Annotated in this window: 20 protein-coding genes and 1 other RNA gene; 14 read left to right on the forward strand and 7 right to left on the reverse strand. The window is 41.5% G+C overall.

Annotated features, from left to right (window positions below; genetic code table 11):
* Positions 1–89 precede the first annotated feature (89 nt).
* The gene (locus J0X14_RS17755) at positions 90–1,262 is read left to right on the forward strand and encodes a 2-isopropylmalate synthase (RefSeq protein ID WP_207099170.1); all 1,173 of its coding nucleotides are present in this window, start codon (positions 90–92) and stop codon (positions 1,260–1,262) included.
* A 36-nt stretch (positions 1,263–1,298) separates the two neighbouring features.
* Positions 1,299–2,417 carry a 3-isopropylmalate dehydrogenase gene (gene leuB / locus J0X14_RS17760; protein ID WP_207099171.1) on the forward strand — a complete coding sequence of 373 codons (1,119 nt, stop codon included), beginning with the start codon at positions 1,299–1,301 and terminating at the stop codon, positions 2,415–2,417.
* On the opposite strand, the gene J0X14_RS17765 is transcribed toward leuB, so the two are convergent.
* Entirely contained in the window at positions 2,414–3,661 is a 1,248-nt protein-coding gene (locus J0X14_RS17765) for a peroxiredoxin family protein (RefSeq protein WP_207099172.1), read from the reverse strand. The genes leuB and J0X14_RS17765 overlap by 4 nt on opposite strands.
* A gap of 129 nt (positions 3,662–3,790) precedes the next feature.
* On the opposite strand from J0X14_RS17765, the gene pheT reads away from it, so the two are divergent.
* Positions 3,791–6,208, forward strand: coding sequence for a phenylalanine--tRNA ligase subunit beta (pheT, locus tag J0X14_RS17770; protein ID WP_207099173.1), 2,418 nt, complete (start codon positions 3,791–3,793; stop codon positions 6,206–6,208).
* A 2-nt stretch (positions 6,209–6,210) separates the two neighbouring features.
* On the opposite strand, the gene J0X14_RS17775 is transcribed toward pheT, so the two are convergent.
* Complete coding sequence (locus J0X14_RS17775) at positions 6,211–6,747, reverse strand: fasciclin domain-containing protein (RefSeq protein WP_207099174.1); 537 nt, start codon at positions 6,745–6,747, stop codon at positions 6,211–6,213.
* 214 nt (positions 6,748–6,961) lie between these two features.
* On the opposite strand from J0X14_RS17775, the gene J0X14_RS17780 reads away from it, so the two are divergent.
* Positions 6,962–7,681, forward strand: coding sequence for a hypothetical protein (locus tag J0X14_RS17780; protein WP_207099175.1), 720 nt, complete (start codon positions 6,962–6,964; stop codon positions 7,679–7,681).
* Here the strand turns inward: J0X14_RS17780 and J0X14_RS17785 are convergent.
* The gene (locus J0X14_RS17785) at positions 7,678–9,306 is read right to left on the reverse strand and encodes an ABC-F family ATP-binding cassette domain-containing protein (RefSeq protein WP_207099176.1); all 1,629 of its coding nucleotides are present in this window, start codon (positions 9,304–9,306) and stop codon (positions 7,678–7,680) included. The two genes, J0X14_RS17780 and J0X14_RS17785, sit on opposite strands and share 4 nt — an antisense overlap.
* Before the next feature lie 166 nt (positions 9,307–9,472).
* Here J0X14_RS17785 and J0X14_RS17790 point away from each other — a divergent pair, with 166 nt between their 5' ends.
* Positions 9,473–10,858: a TlpA family protein disulfide reductase gene (locus tag J0X14_RS17790; protein WP_242528091.1), complete on the forward strand. Its 1,386-nt coding sequence runs from the start codon at positions 9,473–9,475 to the stop codon at positions 10,856–10,858.
* A 58-nt stretch (positions 10,859–10,916) separates the two neighbouring features.
* Here J0X14_RS17790 and fsa read toward each other — a convergent pair whose 3' ends face one another.
* The 3 genes from fsa to ffs all read right to left on the reverse strand — a co-directional run bounded on the left by fsa (position 10,917) and on the right by ffs (position 12,547).
* Complete coding sequence (gene fsa, locus J0X14_RS17795) at positions 10,917–11,573, reverse strand: fructose-6-phosphate aldolase (protein ID WP_207099178.1); 657 nt, start codon at positions 11,571–11,573, stop codon at positions 10,917–10,919.
* Positions 11,574–11,615: 42 nt separating this feature from the next.
* The gene (locus J0X14_RS17800; RefSeq protein ID WP_207099179.1) at positions 11,616–12,425 is read right to left on the reverse strand and encodes an SDR family oxidoreductase; all 810 of its coding nucleotides are present in this window, start codon (positions 12,423–12,425) and stop codon (positions 11,616–11,618) included.
* A gap of 23 nt (positions 12,426–12,448) precedes the next feature.
* An RNA gene (ffs, locus tag J0X14_RS17805) (signal recognition particle sRNA small type) lies at positions 12,449–12,547 on the reverse strand.
* A 76-nt stretch (positions 12,548–12,623) separates the two neighbouring features.
* Here ffs and J0X14_RS17810 point away from each other — a divergent pair.
* From J0X14_RS17810 to J0X14_RS17850, 9 genes are all read left to right on the forward strand, one after another.
* Positions 12,624–13,688 (forward strand): glutaminyl-peptide cyclotransferase, encoded by a 1,065-nt coding sequence (locus J0X14_RS17810; RefSeq protein WP_242528092.1) that lies wholly within the window; start codon positions 12,624–12,626, stop codon positions 13,686–13,688.
* Positions 13,688–14,077 carry an acyl-CoA thioesterase gene (locus J0X14_RS17815; RefSeq protein ID WP_207099180.1) on the forward strand — a complete coding sequence of 130 codons (390 nt, stop codon included), beginning with the start codon at positions 13,688–13,690 and terminating at the stop codon, positions 14,075–14,077. Before J0X14_RS17810 ends, J0X14_RS17815 begins: the two co-directional genes overlap by 1 nt.
* A gap of 2 nt (positions 14,078–14,079) precedes the next feature.
* Positions 14,080–15,636 (forward strand): choice-of-anchor Q domain-containing protein, encoded by a 1,557-nt coding sequence (locus J0X14_RS17820; RefSeq protein ID WP_242528093.1) that lies wholly within the window; start codon positions 14,080–14,082, stop codon positions 15,634–15,636.
* A 129-nt stretch (positions 15,637–15,765) separates the two neighbouring features.
* On the forward strand, positions 15,766–16,500 hold the full coding sequence (locus J0X14_RS17825; protein WP_207099181.1) for a LytR/AlgR family response regulator transcription factor: 735 nt from the start codon (positions 15,766–15,768) through the stop codon (positions 16,498–16,500).
* A gap of 138 nt (positions 16,501–16,638) precedes the next feature.
* Complete coding sequence (locus tag J0X14_RS17830; RefSeq protein WP_207099182.1) at positions 16,639–16,800, forward strand: hypothetical protein; 162 nt, start codon at positions 16,639–16,641, stop codon at positions 16,798–16,800.
* A gap of 37 nt (positions 16,801–16,837) precedes the next feature.
* A complete protein-coding gene (locus J0X14_RS17835) occupies positions 16,838–17,029 on the forward strand; it encodes a hypothetical protein (RefSeq protein WP_207099183.1) in 192 nt (63 codons plus the stop codon).
* 99 nt (positions 17,030–17,128) lie between these two features.
* Positions 17,129–19,225, forward strand: a complete 2,097-nt coding sequence (locus J0X14_RS17840; RefSeq protein ID WP_207099184.1) for an ATP-binding protein — start codon at positions 17,129–17,131, stop codon at positions 19,223–19,225.
* A 24-nt stretch (positions 19,226–19,249) separates the two neighbouring features.
* Positions 19,250–19,918, forward strand: coding sequence for a response regulator transcription factor (locus tag J0X14_RS17845; protein WP_207099185.1), 669 nt, complete (start codon positions 19,250–19,252; stop codon positions 19,916–19,918).
* A gap of 174 nt (positions 19,919–20,092) precedes the next feature.
* A complete protein-coding gene (locus J0X14_RS17850) occupies positions 20,093–20,752 on the forward strand; it encodes a hypothetical protein (protein ID WP_207099186.1) in 660 nt (219 codons plus the stop codon).
* 47 nt (positions 20,753–20,799) lie between these two features.
* Here the strand turns inward: J0X14_RS17850 and glyA are convergent, their stop codons facing one another.
* Entirely contained in the window at positions 20,800–22,074 is a 1,275-nt protein-coding gene (glyA, locus tag J0X14_RS17855; RefSeq protein WP_207099187.1) for a serine hydroxymethyltransferase, read from the reverse strand.
* Positions 22,075–22,171 lie beyond the last annotated feature (97 nt).

Consider the following 22,171-nt stretch of genomic DNA (forward strand, 5'->3'; position numbering starts at 1 on the left):
ATTTAACGTTGTAAAGGTTTGCAGGCCTTTTTTATTCTTCCCTTATCCTTCTCTATTTTCGTAGTACTTAGAAGAAACAGACAAAAATAATGGGTAAAGATAAGGTACAAATTTTTGATACGACACTGAGAGACGGAGAACAAGTTCCTGGATGTAAGTTGGACACGGAGCAAAAATTAGTGATTGCCAAACGTCTGGATGATTTGGGCGTGGATGTGATTGAAGCTGGCTTCCCTATTTCCAGTCCTGGTGACTTTAAGTCTGTGGAAGAAATTTCAAAGTTGGTCAAAAATGCAACGGTCTGCGGACTTACCCGCGCCGTGAAAAAAGATATTGAAGTGGCCGCCGAGGCCATCAAGAAAGCAAACAAACCACGAATACATACCGGAATTGGAACATCGGATTCCCACATCAAGTTTAAATTTAACTCCACCCGTGAAAAAATCATAGAACGTGCCGTTGACGCCGTTGCCTATGCAAAGACTTTTGTGGAGGATGTTGAGTTTTATGCCGAAGATGCTGGACGTACGGACAATGAATTTTTGGCACAGGTTTGCGAAGCCGTTGTGAAAGCCGGGGCCACCGTGCTCAATATTCCAGATACCACCGGATACTGCTTGCCCGAGGAATACGGTGCCAAGATGAAATACTTAAAGGAAAACGTGAAAGGTATCGATAAAGCCATTCTTTCCTGTCATTGCCATAACGATTTGGGATTGGCTACCGCCAACTCCATTGCCGGGGTAATCAATGGTGCTCGACAGATTGAGTGTACTATAAACGGAATTGGTGAGCGTGCCGGAAACACCTCTTTGGAGGAAGTGGTAATGATTCTAAGACAACACCCCTATCTAAATTTGGATACCGGTGTAAATAGTAAATTGCTTTGGGATACAAGCCGAATGGTTTCCCAAAAAATGGGAATGCCCGTGCAGCCCAATAAGGCCATCGTAGGCGCCAATGCTTTTGCGCATAGCTCTGGAATTCACCAAGATGGGGTCATTAAACAACGGGAGACATACGAAATTATGGACCCAAAAGACGTTGGTGTCAATGAATCATCCATTGTATTGACTGCACGAAGTGGTAGAGCTGCATTGGCCTACCGAGCCAAGAAAGTGGGGTACGAGCTTACCAAAATACAACTTGATGTCGTCTATGAAAATTTCTTGAAGTTTGCCGATGTCAAAAAAGAAATACTGGACGAAGATATCCACCAGATTGTGGAAACCAGTAATATCAGTATCCAAAGTATCGCTTAACTTTCCATTTTTGAATTCTAATCAAAGTTGTGCCAAATGAATTTGAACATTGCTTTGCTTCCTGGAGATGGTATAGGACCCGAGGTGTTGGCCCAGGCAGTGAAATGTTTGCAAGCGGTTGAGGAAACGTTCAACCATCATTTTGTTTACAAAGAAGCACCTGTGGGTGCCATCGCCATACAAAAAAAGGGTACCCCCCTACCCGACCATACACTGAAACTATGCAAAGAATCCGATGCGGTATTGTTTGGAGCTATCGGACACCCAAAATATGACAATGACCCGAGTGCCAAAGTTCGACCCGAACAGGGTTTGTTGAAGTTACGAAAAGAGTTGGGGCTGTTTGCCAACATTAGACCTGTTTTGGCACACCCAGCCCTATTCGACAGATCTCCTTTAAAAAAGGAAATTATCTCCGGTACCGATTTTGTCATTTATCGGGAATTGACAGGCGGCATCTATTTTGGCGAAAAAAAATTAAATGAAGAAGGTACTGTGGCTTCCGACCTTTGCGAATATTCCGAAGGAGAAATAAGCCGAATTACCCATTTGGCCTTCAAAGCTGCAAAAAATAGAAAAAAGAAGCTCACTTTGGTAGACAAAGCCAATGTGTTGGAATCTTCTCGATTGTGGCGGAAGGTGGTAACCAAAATTGGGGAAAGTTATCCTGAAGTTGCCTTGGATTTCCTTTTTGTGGATAATGCGGCTATGCAAATCATTTTAAACCCTAGTCAGTTTGATGTAATTCTTACCGAAAATATGTTTGGGGATATCATTTCGGATGAAGGTAGTGTCATTGGCGGTTCCATTGGATTGTTGGCCTCAGCTTCGGTTGGAGAGGAGAATGCCTTGTTTGAACCCATTCACGGTTCATTTCCTCAGGGAGCTGGAAAAGATATCGCAAACCCTATTGCTTCCATCTTATCTGCAGCCATGTTATTGGAGCATTTTGATCTTGCAGAAGAGGCCCTTGCCATTAAAAAAGCTGTTGATAAAGCCTTGAAGAAGGGAATTGTTACTCCTGATTTGAAACCTAAAAGTCAATATGGGACCAATCAAGTGGGTGATTTTATCGCACACAACATTGTGGATATTGAGGATGATTTCAACATGAACGATGAAAACATCGATTTAGGGAAATCCACGATTATTTAATCGGCTGAAATTTTAGATTCTTCTTGGGCTAGCTCTCGAATGGTTTCAGCAAACTGTTTTTTGAACTGCTCGTACTTTTCACCCGTTGCCGGACCATTGAAGCCTGTATGTATTTTTTTCACTGCTCCATTTCTATCAATATAGATGGTAGTGGGATACGACAAAATGTGATTCAACATAGGTAACTTTTCATTGGCTTTTTGTTTGTTCGATGTACCATATTGGGCCAAAAGAATGGGATAGTCCGCCCCAGTCCTATCCTTGAGTCGTGTTATGCCCTCAAACGCTTTTTCTTGGGTTTTGGCATATTCAAAGGCCAAAGCCACCAATTTCACGTCCAATTGTGGATTTTTTTCCAAGAAATCGACATAGAAACGGGTTTCGTCCAAGCAATTGGTGCACCAAGTTCCCATAATCTGTACCAAAACAGGCTTTCCTTTGAATTGTGGGTCTGAAAGGCTCACCATTTTGCCCGAAGTGTCAGGAAAGGTAAAATTGAATGTATCGTACCCCTCCCTTAAATAGGTAAGTGAATCCACATCGGGGAGTTCAAAGGCTTCGTTACGAGCTCCCAAAAATTCTTGAACCGCATGTCTGCCAGAGTAAAACGTACCATCCAAAGTACTATCGGTGACCTGGGCCATAAAAAGAAATACATGCGAGCCATCAAACGCGGATAGTTTTAGACTATCACCTGTAACAACCCCATCCAAATACCGATAATCCCCTGTTTTGGTCCGAAAAGTACCCTTAACCTTGTTGCCGTTTTGCATAAAAATACCTTTGGCTGGGTATTCGTTTTGGGTATTCACATCAAAATAGGCTTCCCAAATCCCTGAAATATTCACTGTGGCGTCTTTATCCACCTCAAATCTGTCCTTTATTCCGTGAAACGCAGTAAAGGGCACCGAACGCTCCTTACCTTCTTCAATAAAATCACCCTGCATTCTAGTTTCGGTGAACGTACCGGAAAAGTGTCCCTCAAAAATCGGCATGCGGATATAAAGGGAATCCCCATTGATTTTAATTTCATCCACATGGATTACTTCTTCTCCATTGCGCATTTCCATCATGTATTTCCCATTTTCATCCATGGAAAGTGTAAAATTAAACGGGAGTAATTGAGATTCCGAAACTTCCAATTTTCCCAACCAATCCCCTAAAGCCAGCTTTTGATCCCCTGCCTTTTTACAGGATGTAATAAACAGTGTAACAGCGGCCAACAGCACACAAATTCTCCTCATACCTTGAAAGATTTTTCCTAAATGTAGGAAATCCAACTCAAAACTTACAACTCTATCCGACTTATGAACACTATTTACGTTGAATCTGTCCACCCATTGTTTTATATTTGTCGACTCTAAAATTGGGGTATGAAGATTTCTTACAACTGGTTGAAGCAGTTTTTGCAGATTGATTGGGATGCACAGAAAACCGGGGAATTATTGACAGACCTAGGTCTTGAGGTTGAGGGCATTTCCAGTTTTGAATCTGTGAAAGGTGGATTGAAGGGAATTGTGGTAGGGCATGTACTTACCTGTGAACAACACCCCAACGCGGATCGCTTAAAATTAACTACTGTTGATGTGGGTCAGGAAACCAATCTACAGATTGTTTGCGGGGCTCCCAATGTGGCCGCAGGTCAAAAGGTTCCGGTAGCCACTATTGGTACCACACTGTATACCAAAGAAGGGGAAGCTTGGCAGATTAAGAAAGGAAAGATTCGAGGAGAGGAAAGTCAAGGTATGATCTGTGCCGAGGATGAATTGGGTCTGGGTGAGAGCCATGACGGTATTATGGTGCTGAACGAAGCTCTTGAACCCGGCACCCCTTGTTCCAAAGTCTTTGAAATAGAGAATGACGAGGTTTTTGAAATTGGGCTCACACCCAATCGCGCAGATGCCATGAGTCATTTTGGAGTAGCGCGCGACCTTAAGGCCGGGCTGGAGCAAAAAGAGATTCAAAAAGAGTTGGTGACTCCGTCCACCAGCAATTTTTCCATTGACAACCGTTCTTTGAAAATCGATGTTGAGGTTAAGGACAGTAAACTTGCCCCAAGATATTGCGGTGTCACCATCAGCAACCTTATTATTCAGGATTCACCCGATTGGTTAAAAAATCGATTAAAAGCTATTGGCCTGTCTCCCATTAATAATGTGGTAGATGTGACCAATTACGTGCTTCACGAATTGGGTCAGCCTTTACATGCTTTTGATGCTTCAAAAATCAAAGGCAATAAAATTGAGGTGAAAACCCTTCCTGCGGGCACAAAATTTAAAACTTTGGATGAAGTGGAACGTGAGCTTCATGAGGATGACCTTATGATCTGTGACACAGAAAAGCCCATGTGCATTGCTGGTGTTTTTGGTGGGATTCATTCGGGAGTAACAGAGCACACCTCTGCCATTTTCTTGGAAAGCGCCTATTTTGACCCCGTTTCCATCCGAAAAACAGCTAAAAGACATGGACTCAATACCGATGCATCGTTCCGTTTTGAGCGTGGTATTGACATTAATATGACGGAATATGCCTTAAAAAGAGCTGCGCTTCTCATCCGAGAGATCGCAGGAGGTTATATTAGTTCAGAATTGGTGGACCTCTATCCCAAAAAACCGCAAGACCGACAGGTGTTCCTGACGTTTGACAAAATAAACTCCTTGATTGGGCAGGAAATTCCCAGAGATACCATTAAGTCCATATTGTCTTCCTTGGAAATCCGAATCAACAATGTAACAGAATCCGGTCTTGGTCTCACCATTCCCACCTATCGTGTGGATGTGACCCGAGAAGTGGATGTCATCGAAGAGATTTTGAGGGTCTATGGGTACAACAATATCGATTATAAAGAGAAGCTCACGGCTTCGATTGCCAAAACATCCCGATTTGAAAACCACAAAATTCAAGATGTGGTTGGGAATATGCTGGCTGCCCAAGGCTTCTATGAAATCATGACCAATAGTTTGGTCGCGGCAGAAACAGAAGGCATTGGCAATGAAGATGAAGCTATAAAAATGTTGAATCCTCTAAGTGCTGACCTATCGGTTTTACGAACTTCCATGTTGCTCTCTGGGTTGCAGACGGTAAGTTTTAACCACAACAGACAGAAGAACAATCTCAAATTTTTTGAATTCGGTAAAACCTACCATAAATCCAACGGAGAAAACCTTGAGAAACGACATTTATCGTTATTCATTTCTGGAGACAGAGCAGATGATAGTTGGGCCATGGCATCAAAGAAAACGGATTTCTTCTTTCTTAAAGGTATCGTTGAAAACTTGTTTGAACGATTGGGCTTGAAAGATATTGAAACAGCACCTTACTCAGATTCCAATTATTCAGAAGGACTTTCATGCGGCAAGAACGGAACCCCTTTGGCTTCGTATGGATTAGTGAGCAAGGCCATTTTAAAGAAGTTTGACATTAAACAGGACGTCCTGTTCGCTGATTTCCATTGGGATTCCATTTTGTCATTGGTAAGCACCCAAAACGTAGCTTTCCAAGATATTCCTAAGTTCCCAGAGGTAACGCGGGATTTTGCACTTTTGTTGGATGATTCGGCCTCGTTCCAAAAAGTGTACGACATTGCTTGGAACACAGAGAAAAAGCTTTTGAAAAAGGTGAATTTATTTGATGTCTATACTGGAAAAAATCTACCCAAAGGGAAAAAATCTTATGCGGTTAGTTTTACGCTGATGGACGAAAACAAAACCTTAACGGATAAGCAAATCGATAAAATAATGGGCAAGCTGCTGGCCCAGTATCAAAAAGAATTAGGAGCGGAACTACGTTAGATTTACATTTGGGCGGGAAGAATCACACTGTCAATTTCGTGAATGACCGTATTTTTTTGATTGACATCCGCCGTAGTGATTCGGGCTGTATTTCCCATGGGATCGGTTAAAACGATGTCATAGCCATCCAAATGTGCCAATAATTTTTTTCCTTGAATGGTAGTGAAACTGGCTTTGCCGTTGCCCCTGCACATGGCTCTAAGAATTCGGGAGGCCGTTAAATGCCCTGCAACAATATGATAGGCCACCAATGACTTTAATTCACTTTTGTCTTGTGAATTGATGAGTTGTGTAATCTTTTCACTTGAAAACCGTTCAAAAGCAGCATCTGAAGGTGCAAAAATCGTGAAAGGCCCTGCGTTCTCAAGAACGGCATCCAACTCTGTGGCTTTAACAGCGGCAGAAAGAATTTTATGGTGATCCGAGCCTATTGTATTTTGAGCTATGGAAGGACTGGATGAACCGGTACTTTGCGAATATATTGATGTGCTGGCAATAAAAAGAAGGCAAAGCAAAATTCTAGGAAGGGGGGCTTTCATGGGTTGGTTCTCAGATTTGGGCGGTTATCAATTATTGTGGTTTTACGATTAACGGTCAAAAACTTCGATAAGATACATTTTTTTCCTAGAACGAGAGCTCTTTTTTTAGCTTCAAATTTGATTTAACGAAATGTTAACGTGAGGTTTTTTCAACCCCCTTCCACAATCAATTTCTCAATTGCTTAACTTTGAATGAATTGCTAAGAAAACAGGTATGCTTTTTAAAGGAACAGACATTGAGGATAAGCTCCAAAGAATCAGGGACAAACAGAAAAAAGAGGAGCAAATTTTAAAAGAAGTCCGGGAAATTCTGCGGAATGACACGTTGAAAAATGAGAAAATTTCCAAGGAACTCATCTCAAAAAACACATCAAACTCCAATGATTTTATTTTTGACCTTTTGGATACCGATAAAATCTTCCACATAGACCAAATCAAGGAAATCTGTATTGATTACCGGCTACGATTTTTGAACAGCTCCTATTTTAAGGGTACGATTCCGCAAAGTGCCCTTTCCAAAATAAAACAACTCGAGGCAATCCATCAAACCAAAATAGAAGGATACAAAATTATGGCACCCTCCAAACTCTTTAAATTGGAGGACAAGGACGACCCCCTCCTCTTTGCACCCATCGGCAATGACTATTTTTATCTGATTCACAAATGGGGCAATGACTTGCACCCGCTTCGCAAGTTTTTGGCATGGCCTTTTAAAAATATGGTCAACCTCACCTTGCTCGTAGTCCTGATCAGCTATTTGGTAACGCTGATGGTACCCAACGGCCTGTTTTCAAAAAACAACAGCACTGCCGAGTTTTGGATTATCTTCTTTTTTATGTTCAAATGCATGGCCTCCGTAGTTATCTTCTACGGATTTGCTTTGGGCAAGAACTTTAATCCTACTATTTGGAACAGCAAATATTTTAATGCCTAGACCGTAACGGCGTACATTTTTTCCCGTTGCTCCTTAATGGACTTATCAGACATATAGTCGTCAAAGGTCAAGTAACGGTCAATGGTGCCCTTCGGAGTCAATTCAATGATCCTATTGGCAACGGTATGTACAAACTCATGGTCATGCGTGGTCAATAGCACTGTTCCCTTAAAGTTTTTCAAGGAATTGTTGAAGGCGGTGATGCTTTCCAAATCCAAGTGGTTGGTTGGTTCATCTAACAATAAAACGTTGGCGCGAAGCATCATCATACGGCTCAACATGCACCTTACTTTTTCTCCTCCGGATAGTACCGTACATTTCTTCAAGGCCTCTTCCCCACTGAACAACATTTTTCCCAAAAATCCACGGATGTACACCTCTTCGCGTTCCTCTTCAGTCTTGGCCCATTGGCGTAGCCAGTCCACCAAGTTGATGTCATCTTTAAAAAAGTCCGAGTTATCCGCTGGCAAATAGGACTGGGTGGTGGTCACCCCCCACTGATAGGAACCCGAATCAGCCTTGGTCTTTCCGGCAATGATGTCATAAAATGCCGTTGTAGCCCTAGAGTCCTTGGAAAGAATGGCCACTTTATCACCTTTTGCCAAGTTGATGTTCACATTTTGGAACAAAACATCACCATCTTCGGAAGTGGCGGAAAGTTTCTCCACATTAAGAATCTGGTCTCCCGCTTCACGTTCGCGGTCAAAAATAATGGCCGGATATCTTCTGCTTGAGGGTTTAATGTCCTCGACCTTCAATTTATCCAACATCTTCTTTCGGGAAGTAGCTTGCTTGCTTTTGGCCACGTTGGCGCTAAAACGTTGAATAAATTCATTGAGTTCTTTGGCCTTTTCTTCAGCTTTCTTATTCTGTTGCGCTCTCTGACGGGCTGCTAATTGGCTACTTTCATACCAGAATGTATAATTTCCTGAGTACAGGTTGATTTTTCCAAAATCGATATCGGCAATGCTGGTACACACGGCATCCAAAAAGTGCCTATCGTGCGACACCACAATTACAGTATTGTCATAATTGGCCAAAAAGTTTTCCAACCAATTGATGGTCTCGTAGTCCAAATCGTTGGTAGGCTCATCCATAATCAATACATCTGGGTTGCCAAACAAGGCCTGGGCCAACAACACCCTTACCTTTAATTTGGAGTCCATATCGGCCATGGAGGTATAGTGCAAATCCTCAGTAATGCCCAAGTTTGATAAAAGCGCCGCCGCATCACTATCGGCATTCCAACCGTTCATTTCCTCAAACTCAACCTGCAGCTCTCCAATTTTCTCTGCATTCTCGTCCGTATAGTCGGCATAAAGGGCATCAATCTGCTTTTTAATCTTGTACAAAGGCTTGTTTCCCATCACCACAGACTCCAATACAGGAAATTCATCATACGCATTGTGGTTCTGCTCCAAAATGGACATTCGTTTGCCCGGTTCAAGATGAACATGTCCCGAGGTTTGGTCCTGTTGGCCGGATAAAATCTTTAAAAAAGTGGATTTCCCTGCGCCATTGGCCCCAATGATACCATAGCAATTCCCATCGGTAAAGGATACGTTTACCTCATCAAACAATACGCGTTTTCCAAACTGTACGGATAAATTGGATACTGATAACATGCAACTATTATTTTTTGCAAAAGTAGCTAAAACCTATCCGTATTTCCAATTTAAGAGCATATTATTAAACGCCACAAAAACACAGTTTTACAACATTTAACTACCCATTAACAAGCTCAGCTAACAGGTATCCTTAATTTTGTTTGATAAATGTATGGTTCCCTATATGGTTAGATTTTTACTCGGCCTCACTTTATTGTCAACTTTTGGTTGTGCAAAGAAGAACGGAGAATGTGCTTCTGTTTTCTTTGGCGGTGAGATTGTCAACCCTACTAATGACTACGTTGTCCTTTACCGAAATGATGCCTACATCGACTCGGTAAGACTAGATGACAACAATCGCTTTTCCTTTAATCTACAAGGGATTGACGAGGGGTTATACCATTTTGATCATGCTCCAGAACTCCAATATATTTACCTACAAGAGGGTGATAGTCTTTTGGCTCGATTGAACACTGTTGAGTTTGATGAATCCTTGGTCTTTTCCGGAACTGGAAGCGAGGTGAACAATTTTTTGGTGGAAATGTTTTTGGCTTATGAGAACGAAGAACCGCAGATTTATGAATACTACCCTTTAGATCCAGAAGCCTTTAGCCAAAAAATAGATTCATTGCGAGCCATAAAGATCAACCACCTCAATGATTTGGTAGTGGACAACCAGCTTTCGGAACGAGCATTGAACATGGCCAAGGCAACCATAGATTACAACAGCTATATTACAAAAGAAAAATACCCGTTCTATCACAAGCGAAAGACCGGCGAGGAAACCATTCACGATTTAGATGAATCTTTCTATGATTACCGAAAAAATATAGATTTCAACAATAGAGACCTTACCTATTTTAGACCCTATTTCGATTTTATGAAATGGCATTTTGGGAATATTTCCTATATGTCCTGTCTAAAAGATTGCGGAGGTGACCACGAGGCGGTGAATGATCGTCTACACTTTAATAAACACAAATTGTATTTGGTGGACAGTTTGGTGGCCGAAACGGAAATCAGGGATATTTTGTTCAGGAACATTGCAGTGGATTATTTGCTGAAAGAACACAATCCAAGTCAAGAGTGTCAGCTATTTATTGATAAGTTCAATAAACTCTCCTCCAACGAGCAGCATAAAGAGGAAATAGATCATCTATACAAAGGAATACGACATCTGCAGCCCAACCAATCCCTTCCCAATTTTATATTGAAGGATATCAACAACCAAAATATCTCCCTCAAAGAAATTGTCGGGAGAAAGAAGAATACTGTTTTCTACTTTTGGACCGCTTCTCAGCAGAAGCCGTTTAGAAGCAATATGCAGCATGTAGAAAAACTAAAAAAGAAATACCCTGACCACAATTTTGTGGGCATCAATCTCAAGACCAGCTATCCGCAATGGCAACTTCTAGTGGAGGAATATAAGTTGGACAAGAATACCCAATTTCATGGCGAAAACTTTAAGGAAATACAAATGGCCATGATCATAGACAAGCTCAACAAGTGTATCATTACCAAGGACACTGTCATTGTTGATGCCTTTGCCGACCTCTACACTTCGTTATAAATAAAAAAACCCTGAAAAACTGAATTTTCAGGGCCTCTTCTATTTACTTTCTGTTTTTTTAGGAATTTCCTTTGGCATAATCTTCCAAGAATTTGGCCAGACCAATATCCGTTAATGGGTGCTTTAACAGTCCATCAATAGAAGAAAGTGGGCCCGTCATAACATCAGCGCCTATTTTGGCACAATCGATCACGTGCATGGTGTGGCGGATGGAGGCAGCCAAAATCTGTGTTTCAAACCCGTAGTTATCATAAATCAATCGGATTTCAGAGATTAGGTTCAATCCATCTGTGGAGATATCGTCCAGTCGACCCAAAAAAGGAGAAACATAGGTAGCTCCCGCTTTAGCAGCCAACAAGGCCTGCCCTGGAGAGAAAACCAAGGTACAATTGGTACGGATACCCTTATCTGAAAAATATTTAAGCGCCTTTACACCATCTTTGATCATGGGCACCTTTACTACAATCTGTTCGTGCAATTCGGCCAACTCCTCGCCTTCTCTTACCATGCCTTCAAAATCGGTGGCAACAACTTCAGCAGAAACATCTCCATCAACAATGTTGCAGATGTCCACGTAGTGTTTTAAAATATTGTCCTTCCCTGTAATGCCTTCTTTGGCCATAAGTGAAGGGTTGGTGGTAACACCATCTAAAACCCCCAATTCCTGAGCCTCTTTTATTTGGTCTAGGTTTGCGGTATCAATAAAAAACTTCATGCTTTCTTATTTTCAATTTGATTAGTACTAAGAAGTGTAAAACTACAACTTATAATGGTTGATCAATAGCTTTTCGTAGACTTTATCGGGTAAAATCTTCTTTAAGGTAAGGGAAAACTTTTGTAAAAAAGCCCCAACCGGATTGTGGACTTTGGGTCGTTTTTGGTTGATGATTTTGTACACGGCCTCTGCCACTTTAATGGGGTCACCCCCACTATCCACATCATTGTTGATGGCATCTATGGTCTGGGCATATTTATCTTCATAAGGGGACCCGTCCAAAACTGGGGCGTGGTATCGTCCCGCTGCAATATTGGTGACAAAGTCACCGGGGGCCACATTGGTAATATTTACGCCAAAATCTTTGGTTTCCATTCTAAGGGCTTCGGTCAATATGCCCAAGGCACCTTTGGTGGCCGAGTAAAATCCTCTATAGGGCAATCCCATATACCCAGCAATGGAGGTAATGTTTACAATGGCTCCCCCACCCTGCTTGCGCATTTGGGGCAGAACAGCTTTCATCACATGCACTGGGCCGTGAAAATTGGTCTCAAAAACATTAAGGATTTCTTCGTGTGGCGTTTCTTCAATAGGTCCCGTAATGCCCACTCCTGCATTATTGATCAATACATCCAACCGACCTTCCTTGGAAATGACATGGGAAACTGCTTTTTCAATGCTTTGCACATCCTTTACATCCAACTGAACCAGTTCAAAAGCGTCAAAATCAGGGTAATTCTGGGGATTTCGTGTAGTGCCGTACACTGTGTACCCCTTGGAAGTCAAAAAAGTTCCAATGGATTTGCCAATGCCGGAAGAACCACCGGTGATCAGAACAACTTTTTTATCCATTTTAGCTGAGTTCAGGGAACAAAAAAAGGCAAGCTACCTACATCGCACCGCTACGACCGTATACCCTTGCTGCGTTCCCGCCCTGGGGGATTCTACAGGAGCTGGTCGTGTAGGACTTGCCAACTGCAAATATACGACCTTTTAAATTTGTTACAATCCTATTTCATCCTTAATTTCGAAGATCAAGGATCATTCATCATGAAGCATGACATAAAAACCATGGTAAAACTGCTTTCCATTTCTGGCTTTTTACTTTTCTTTCTGGGCTGTGGAGGGGAAGCCGACCCATCCAAGCATTTTTCAATTCAGTTGGAAGAGAAAAATCCTCAGCAAAACCAAAAAGTTGGGGTAACCCTCAAAAACAAAAAAGATATCGAAATTTCAGAAGTCCATTATTATATGGATGGGCAAGAACTTCCATTGGAAGATGGCAAACTTGTCCTAAATGTGCCGACTTTAGGAAGCAAAGTCCTCACTGCCAAATTCAATATTGAGGACCAACCTGTAGAAATTGAGGAAAAACTTCGGCTTTTAGCACCATCCGCTCCAGAAATCTATACCTACGATATCATCAACACCTATCCGCACGACCCCACAGCGTACACCCAAGGGCTGGAGTTCAACAATGGGATGCTTTATGAGAGCACAGGAAAACGGGGAGCGTCTACAGTTCGGAAAGTCAATTATGAAACCGGCGAGGTTCTTCAAAAAATAGACATGGAAAATACGGTTTTTGGTGAGGGCATTACCATTCTCAACAACCAACTGTACCAACTCACTTGGCAAAGTGGAATGGGTTATGTGTACAATCCCGAAAATCTGGAGCAAATAAAAACCTTCACCTATGGTGAAAGTCGGGAAGGCTGGGGCCTTTGTAACGATGGCGAAAAACTGTACAAAAGTGACGGCACGGAAAAAATCTGGTTTTTGGACCCTGAAACCCTTCAAGAGCAAGGCCATATAGAGACGGTTACCAATAAATCCATCTTTAACAAAGCCAATGAACTGGAATACGTAAACGGAAAGATTTACGCCAATGTCTACCAAAAGGAAAGTATGATGATCATTGACGCCACCTCTGGCGCCATTGAAGGTGTGGTAAACTTCGGAGGATTGAAAAGCAAGGTAAACCGCGGACCGGAATGGGACGATACCAACTCGGTACTGAACGGCGTGGCCTACAACAAGGAAAAAGAAACGCTCTTTGTGACCGGCAAGAACTGGGACAAGTTGTTTGAGGTGAAAATCCGTAAAAAGGACTGATGCAAGCCTACACCGAAACCTTTGAAGTACAATTGCAAGACTTGGACGACCTGAACCACGTAAACAATGTCCGTTATGTGGAATGGATTCAGGAAATTTCCAAAAACCATTGGCAAGAGGTCACCACCGAGGAAATTCGCAAAGAAATGGTTTGGGTGGTGAAAAACCACAATATTTCCTACCACAAATCCGCTGTGTTGGGCGATACCATTCAAATGAACACCTATATAAAGAGCAATAAGGGGCCTATTTCCACAAGAGTTGTTGAGATCAAGGACAATAAAACAGGGCAACTTTTGGTTAATGCTCATACGGAATGGTGCCTTTTGGATGCAAAAACGTTTCGTCCCAAACGTGTACCCGAGTCCGTTCAAAACCTATTTACATAAACTTGAATCGTTGGTATATTAAATGGACTATTGCAATAGTGGGGGTGCTTCTTGTTATTGGGGCCGCCTCTTGTCGCAACGATTTTGAATACACCCCAAGCACTGGTAATTTGGAATTTTCCAAGGACACGGTTTTTTTGGACACCGTTTTTACCAATATTGGAAGCAGCACCTACTCCTTAAAAGTGTATAATCGTTCTGACGAGGACATTTACATTCCTTATGTAGGTTTGGAGACAGGTCAAAACAGTAGTTATCGATTGAATGTTGATGGCCTACCTGGAAAAGAATTCGATGATGTGCCGCTTTTGGCCAAGGATAGTCTGTACATTTTTATTGAAACCACTTTCGATGTTTCCCAAATCCCAGAAAATGAATTTCTGCATACTGAAAGTCTTTTATTCGGTACGAGACCTTTGACTCAGAAGGTGGAATTGGTCACTTTAGTCAGGGATGCCGTTTTTCTTTATCCCCGAACCCTATCCGATGGCACCAAAGAATCCTTGGTATTGGGCATGGATGAAAATGGAGTTGAAATTACAGTGGAAGGATTTTATTTGGAACCAGAAGAGTTGCTCTTCACCAACGAAAAACCCTATGTAATTTATGGGTATGCCGCTGTTCCAGAAGGGAGCACATTGACCATGCAACCGGGAACACACGTCCATTTTCATAAAAATTCCGGTATTTTGGTAGATGTCGGGGCATCACTTTCCATAAATGGTGTCCTGAGTGAAGACCAAGAACTCCTGGAAAACGAAGTCATCTTTGAGGGAGATCGCTTAGAGCCTGGGTATGCCGACCAGCCTGGACAATGGGGCACTATCTGGTTTCGGGAAGGGAGCAGCAACAATCAAATCAACCATCTTACCCTAAAAAATGCCACCGTAGGTCTGCGTATTGAGGGCGATGGAACATTGGACACCCCTACCCTTACCATTCGCAATAGTCAGATTTACAATAGCCAAAACCACAATGTATGGAGTACTGAAGCATATATTGTTGCCGAAAATACGGTTTTGGGAAGTGCAGGCGGTTCATCTTTTTATGGGGAACTGGGTGGAAAATATAACTTTACCCATAGCACTTTGGCCAATTATTGGAATAAGGGCCCTAGAAACGGTCTGGCCCTTTCACTTAAAAATTTTGCAATTCTCCCTTCTGGAGATAGAACTACCGAATCTCTGGAGTATGCTGATTTTGTGAACAGCATCATCTTTGGAAGTGTTTCTACCGAACTTTTGCTGGAGCAGGACTCGGCTTCTGATTTCAACTTTAACTTCAGCAATTGCCTCATAAAGTTCAATCTGAGCGATGATTCCGTTGTCGAAAACCCTCTCTATAATTTTGATAATAGCAGTTTTTACCGTAACATAGTGTTCAACCAAGACCCTGAGTTTAAAAACCAAACCAAAAACCAACTGAACATACATGAAAACTCCGCTGCCATTGACCTTGCCGACCCCGATGCTTCCCTCACCGTTCCCACTGATATTTTAGGAACCGATAGAACCCAAAATCCGGACATTGGCGCCTACGAATTCATTACAGATAATTAGCTTTTAACGAATTTTTAAGGAGAATTGTAGGAAAAAGAACCGTTTCAAGGGGAAACCCATAGTTTTTTTAAGGGAAAACTGCAATGAGTTTTTTTGGTGCGTTAGTAACTTGCAATCAGTAAATTGCACATGGATTACACCTACGCCATAATCGATTCCAGTGCAGCCTCCAAGCTGCAATTACAGCTCTACTTGCAAGAGTATGAAGATTTCACCTGCGCAGGTGTGGCCACCAATCCATCAGAAGGATTAAACACCATATTGAAGTTTAATCCCGATTTGGTGCTGATCAATCTTGGCGAAGATGGAATGGATTACTTTCAAATGGTTACGGAGTTGAACCAATACATGCCCTCACTTCCTATTATTATAGGATACTCCAAAACCAAAAAATTTGCCTATAACGCTATAAAAAGCGGCTTTTTCGACTATTGGATACTCCCGCATAACGAATTTGATGTTCGTAAGACCGTTATGCGGCTTCGCAAAGTGCATCCAAAACATCACTTGCCCTCTACCATTTGTTTAAAATCGTACAATGATTATCGGTATTTGGACACCAAGGATATTCTCTATCTAAAATCCGATAACAATACTACAGATTTCTACATGCGCGATGGTAATGTGGTCAGCGCCTTTAAAACCTTAAAATCTTTTGAGGACAAACTTCCCAAAGGCTTTATACGTATACACCAGAGCTATATATTGAACAGCAGGTATGTATCCCGTATCAATTATGGGAAGTCCATCTGCACATTAAACCATGATCGGGAAGAGGAACTCCCCTTTTCCAAAACCTATAAGGATAAGATAGACGCCTTAAAGGAAATGCTCTCCAAAACCGCGGTAAAGGCCGTTAATTAGCAAAATTCTAACGCTTTTAGGCAGAATTCTAGCAGAATTGTGCCATATACTAAAACATTTGTTGCAAAGTGCCCTTCCCTTATGCGGCTAAATATCTTAGCCGCATAAACCTATTTATTAAACCATAAACCTAATATTATGAGAAGAGCACTAAGTATTTTCGCACTAGCACTATTGGCCGTTGGAATGTATTCTTGCGAACCTGAAACCGATGTACAAGAAACCGAAGCCCTATTACAAACCATGGACCAAGAGTCTACGGATGGTAAGTCTTCAAATGATGATGATCGCGAAAACTAGGAGGTTTTCCAGCCAAAAAAAGTCATACGAGAATTAAATGAATAAGATTTTCCCTTCTTTATTTATAATGTTCTTTATAATAGCCTGCAAGACCAAAGGAAACGATTTTGCTGGACCAGCACTATCTTATAAGGAAAGTGAAATCCAAAAAAGGCTTTATCTTCAGGATAGCGTACAAAGCAAATCCTATAAGTTTAAGTCCTTTTCCGATGACGACAGGGAATTATAATTTAAAATGTCAAAAATACAATCAGCCCCATTTCAACCAAGATTTGGGGCTTTTTTGTTACCTTGTAATAGGAGTAACTCAACAATAACCTACTGAATATTGAAAAAGAAATTCCTTATTGCCCTTTTCATTGCTCTGTTAGGCTGTGGCAAGCAGCCCCAAAAGCAAGCGGTTACGGTTGACCCAGAGGCCCAATTGATTGATGCTTGGGTTATGGCCGCACGGGACAGTGCTGATTTTTCTATGGATGAGCGGAAGAATCTACTGCAGCAAGCAAAAGACAAGGTCTTCACCTTGGCCAATGACAGTCTTGGTGTTGAACAACTTTCCAAAATTTCTCTGGCGTATAAAAATTTGGAAGATTCTCTGCAATTCAGACAAACCAATCAGCAGGTGATGAAGTTGGCCGAAAAAGCAGAAATCTATGATGCTTTGGGAGATTCCCATTGGGATATGGCTGCCTTCTTTCGTTCTTATGGTGTTTTGGACAGTGCTTTTTACCACTATCAAAGAGCACTAAAAAGTTTTGAGCAGCTTTCCACAGACTCAACATCCAATTCCCTTAGAGGAAGAATGCTTTATAGTATGGGAAAAATACAGGATTCCTATAAAGATTATTTGGGTGCGGAAACAAGTATTACTTCGGCGCTAAGAATATTTGATGATTTAGGTGATGCAAAAAGAACCTATAATTGTTACAATGTACTTGGCATTATCGCTAGTGGTATGGATGACAGTGAAAAAGCACTAGAAAACTTTAAAAAGGCTGGTTCTTATATAAATGAACTCGATGAGTCAGAACAATCGGAATTCATCCAGCAAAATCAGTATAACATTGCCCACGAGCTTTCACAAAAAGAAGATTTTCTTCGTGCAGAAGAAGTTTTTGACAAACTACTCAAGGATAAGACCACAAAGAAAGATAACCCAGAATTATACTCCTTAGCCCTTACGAGCCAAGCCTATTCCATTTATAAAGGCGAACAAAATGTTGAAAAGGCTAAAACACTGCTTAACCAGTCCATCAAATTAAATGATAGCATCAATCATGATGTAGATCAACCTAGGGCAAAACAATACTACGCTGAGCTTTTGGCCGAGCAAGGTGATACCGCAACAGCACTCCAATACGCCAAAGAGTCGCGGGCCTTGGCCCAAGAAACCTACAACAACGAACGCTTGACCGAGGTGCTGCGGTTGCTTACCAAATTGGATGGCGAGAATGCCCTGGCCTACTCTGATGCCTACTATGATCTTAACGAGACCATACAGGAAGAAGAACGCACCAAGCGGGACAAGTTTGCGCGCATCCGTTTGGAAACCGATCAGGTGATACATGAAAATGAGATCCTCTACCAAGAAAAACAAATCTGGATGGGCACCATTTTGGGGCTAATCCTATTTGGTATGGCCATCATTATTATCCTGTTCCAGTACATCAACAACAATAGGCTCAAATACCGGCAAAGACAACAGGAAAGCAACCATGAGATTTATAATCTTATGCTTTCCCAACAAGGTAAATTTGAAGAGGGCAAGCAACTGGAGCAAAAACGAATTTCGGAAGAACTGCACGATGGCATCTTGGGCGAAATGCTTGGTATTAGGCTCATATTAAGCGGATTGAACGAACGTGATGATGATGCTTCGGTAGAGCAACGTGCCGACCTTATTGAACGTTTACGCGAAGTGGAAGAAGAAATCCGAACCATTTCGCATGAGCTGAACCATGCGTCTTATGAAAAATTTCATAACTTTATTGTATCACTGGAAGATTTGATCAACGGTATTGAAAAGTCTTCCGGAATTGCATGTTCTTTTACGTACGACAATAAAGTGAATTGGGACAATCTCTTGGGTGATATTAAAATAAATGCCTACAGAATTGTTCAGGAAGCACTCAAAAATTGTGTGAAACACGCCCAGTGCGAACATATTGATATTGCATTTGGAATGAATGGTGAAAAATTAAAACTCACCATTTCGGACGACGGAGTTGGTTTTGATGCCAATAAAGGAAAACGGGGAATTGGCATACGCAATATCACATCAAGGGTCAAAAAAATTAAAGGGGCTTTTTCCATTGACAGTGTCAAGGGCAAGGGCACCACAATTACGATAACGATACCCAGTACATATATTGGGTTGGAAAATACGCTACAAGATGTAGCACAAAAACAAGCTTTAAACGCCTGAATCTTATTTCTATAAAACCAAATTATGAGTACGCTTAGAATATTGGCCATAGATGATCATGAAATGACGATGCTTGGGTATAAATTTATACTTGAACGCATTGCTTTTGACGGCTACACCATCCTCGTAGATACCGCCAATTCATATGAATCTGGTAAAAAACTCATTGAAAATTCCGCCAATTCCTTTAAATACGATATCCTGTTCTTGGATGTCCAGCTTTTCGCGCCCAATGAAGATCAACCGTATACGGGAGAAGATCTGGGGATTTTGGCCCGTAAAATAGTCCCTGAAAGTAAAATTGTCTACATGTCGTCCTTTAGCGACAATTATCGCATCAACAGTATCCTAAAAACTGTGGACCCCGATGGGTATTTGGTAAAAACGGATATTGACCCAAAAACCTTGGAAGATGCGGTAAAGACCATTGTACAAAACCCACCCTACTATTCTTCAAAAGCCTTAGTTGCCATTCGTAAAAAAATGTCCAGCGATATTGATTTGGATGAAAAGGACCGGCAGATATTGTACCATCTTTCCAAGGGTACCAAAAACAAGGATTTGGAAAAATTTATACGGCTTTCGCCCTCCTCCATTGAAAACAGAAAGCGCCACTTAAAAACGCTTTTTGGTACCGAAAACGAAAACGACCTGGCGCTCATTCTTGCCGCAAAAAATAGAGGGTTCATCTAAGAGGTTCATCCATTTTCTTCTTGCACAAGGCATTACCGTAATTTATATCACTTCTTTTTGAGGTAAAAACCCTACAAATAATGGGAAAACCCTAAAATTTTTAAGGATTTCCTCCAATCCAAAAAAAAAGAATCGTTCTAACTTTAGTGGTACGAAATTATAACGCTGAAAAACATGTCATCCCGAAGAAAGAACGATCCTAATTTCCACTTTAGCGGTGCAAAGATTTTTGAGGCCGTCAATGGTGTTGATGAGTTCATCAAAACCTTGGAAAGAGAATTTTTTGCAGAAGCCAAAATGCAATGCCATTTTAACAGTGCCCATAACAAAGCTGAGTTGATTCTTGACTTGAATTTCAATTTTGGCCTTACGGAAATCCTTCGCCACTTTAATGGGGGCGATTGGGGCAATTTTAGCTATCCTCAGGAAAGTCAGATACAGATGTCGTCCAGTTTTACGAAAGCATTGGAAAAATTAAATGCCCAGAACAGCCATTCATTGGATATCGTTGAAGCCTCATTTCACTACAAGGATACATCCATCGTTGTTTCCAGAACAAGTGAGTTCAGCATTCCAAAACAAACAGGTGCCATCCTTGCCAAAATAAGCGAACACTTTGTCTATTTTACCAAAGGCCTAACAGAGATGCCCTATGAGGTATTTGTTCCTGTCTATGAGGGAAATGCACAAAATGTTTTTGAACCCAAAAAAAGTCAAAGCAGCTATTTTGACTATTGGGGCTTATATTTTGAAGACAAAGTACACCACCGGGTAATGATATATTCCCTAAATGACAAGGAACTCTGTCATGAAGATCTTTTTCTTCTGGAATAAATACGTTTAAGGGGCAATCTTAAACCGTACAACCAACAACCCAACCATTACGAATTAAACAAAGGTCTGGATTTCATTAAATCTTTGACCTTTTGTTTTATTTCAGCAATATGGGCCTCGTTTTCAGGGTCAGTGATTACCTCATCGATAAATTCCACAATAGTTTCCATATCCGATTCTTTCAAGCCCCTAGTGGTTATAGCAGGAGTTCCAAAACGAATACCTGAAGTAATGAACGGAGACTGATCATCAAAAGGCACCATGTTTTTGTTAGCGGTAATGGCTGCTTTTTCCAATGCTTTTTCAGCATCTTTACCCGTGATACCCTTGTTTCTTAGGTCGATGAGCATCATGTGGTTGTCAGTTCCTCCTGAAATTACTTTGTAATCCTTCGCCATAAACGCTTTGGCCATGGCCTCGGCATTTTTCTTCACCTGAATCATATAATGCAAGTACTCATCGGAAAGAGCCTCACCAAATGCAATGGCTTTGGCTGCGATGATATGCTCCAACGGACCTCCTTGGTTTCCTGGAAAAACTGCCAAGTCCAACAAAGCAGACATTTTTCTCAGATTTCCATTTTTTAATTTGATGCCAAAAGGATTATCAAAATTTTCACCCATCAAAATAAGTCCACCTCGTGGTCCACGAAGCGTTTTGTGGGTTGTAGTGGTTACAATATGGCAATGCGGAATGGGGTCGTTTAAAATTCCTTTGGCAATTAGACCTGCAGGATGCGAAATATCTGCGACCAAAATAGCCCCAACACTATCGGCAATCTCCCTGAACCGTTTAAAATCCATATCCCGGGAATAGGCAGAGGCACCCGCAATGATCAATTGTGGTTTTTCTTTATCGGCAATCTCCTGAATTTTATCATAATTCAACATTCCAGTCTCCTCATCCACGCCATAGAAAACCGGATTGTACAATTTTCCTGAAAAATTTACGGGCGAACCATGGGTCAAATGTCCTCCGTGGGACAAATCAAATCCTAAAATGGTATCGCCGGGATTCAAACAAGCGTGGTAGACCGATGCATTGGCTTGGGAACCTGAATGGGGCTGCACATTGGCATATACCGCTCCAAACAACTCCTTGGCACGATCTATGGCAAGTTGTTCTACTTCATCCACCACTTCACAACCTCCGTAATAGCGTTTTCCGGGATAGCCCTCGGCATATTTGTTGGTCAATACAGAACCAGCGGCCTCCATAACCTGTGGACTGGTAAAGTTTTCCGAAGCTATCAATTCAATACCTTCAATTTGTCTATCCTTCTCTTGCGCTATTAATTCAAAAATCTTGTGGTCTCTTTGCATCTTGCCTTTAATTATAAGAAAGGCCAAAATTACGAATTGCATGTTGAATTTCATCCATAAAAAGTAGCTATGGAGTGGATTTTATCAAACGGCAATT

The sequence above is a fragment of the Allomuricauda sp. CAU 1633 genome, from assembly GCF_017313225.1.
Classification (GTDB): domain Bacteria; phylum Bacteroidota; class Bacteroidia; order Flavobacteriales; family Flavobacteriaceae; genus Flagellimonas.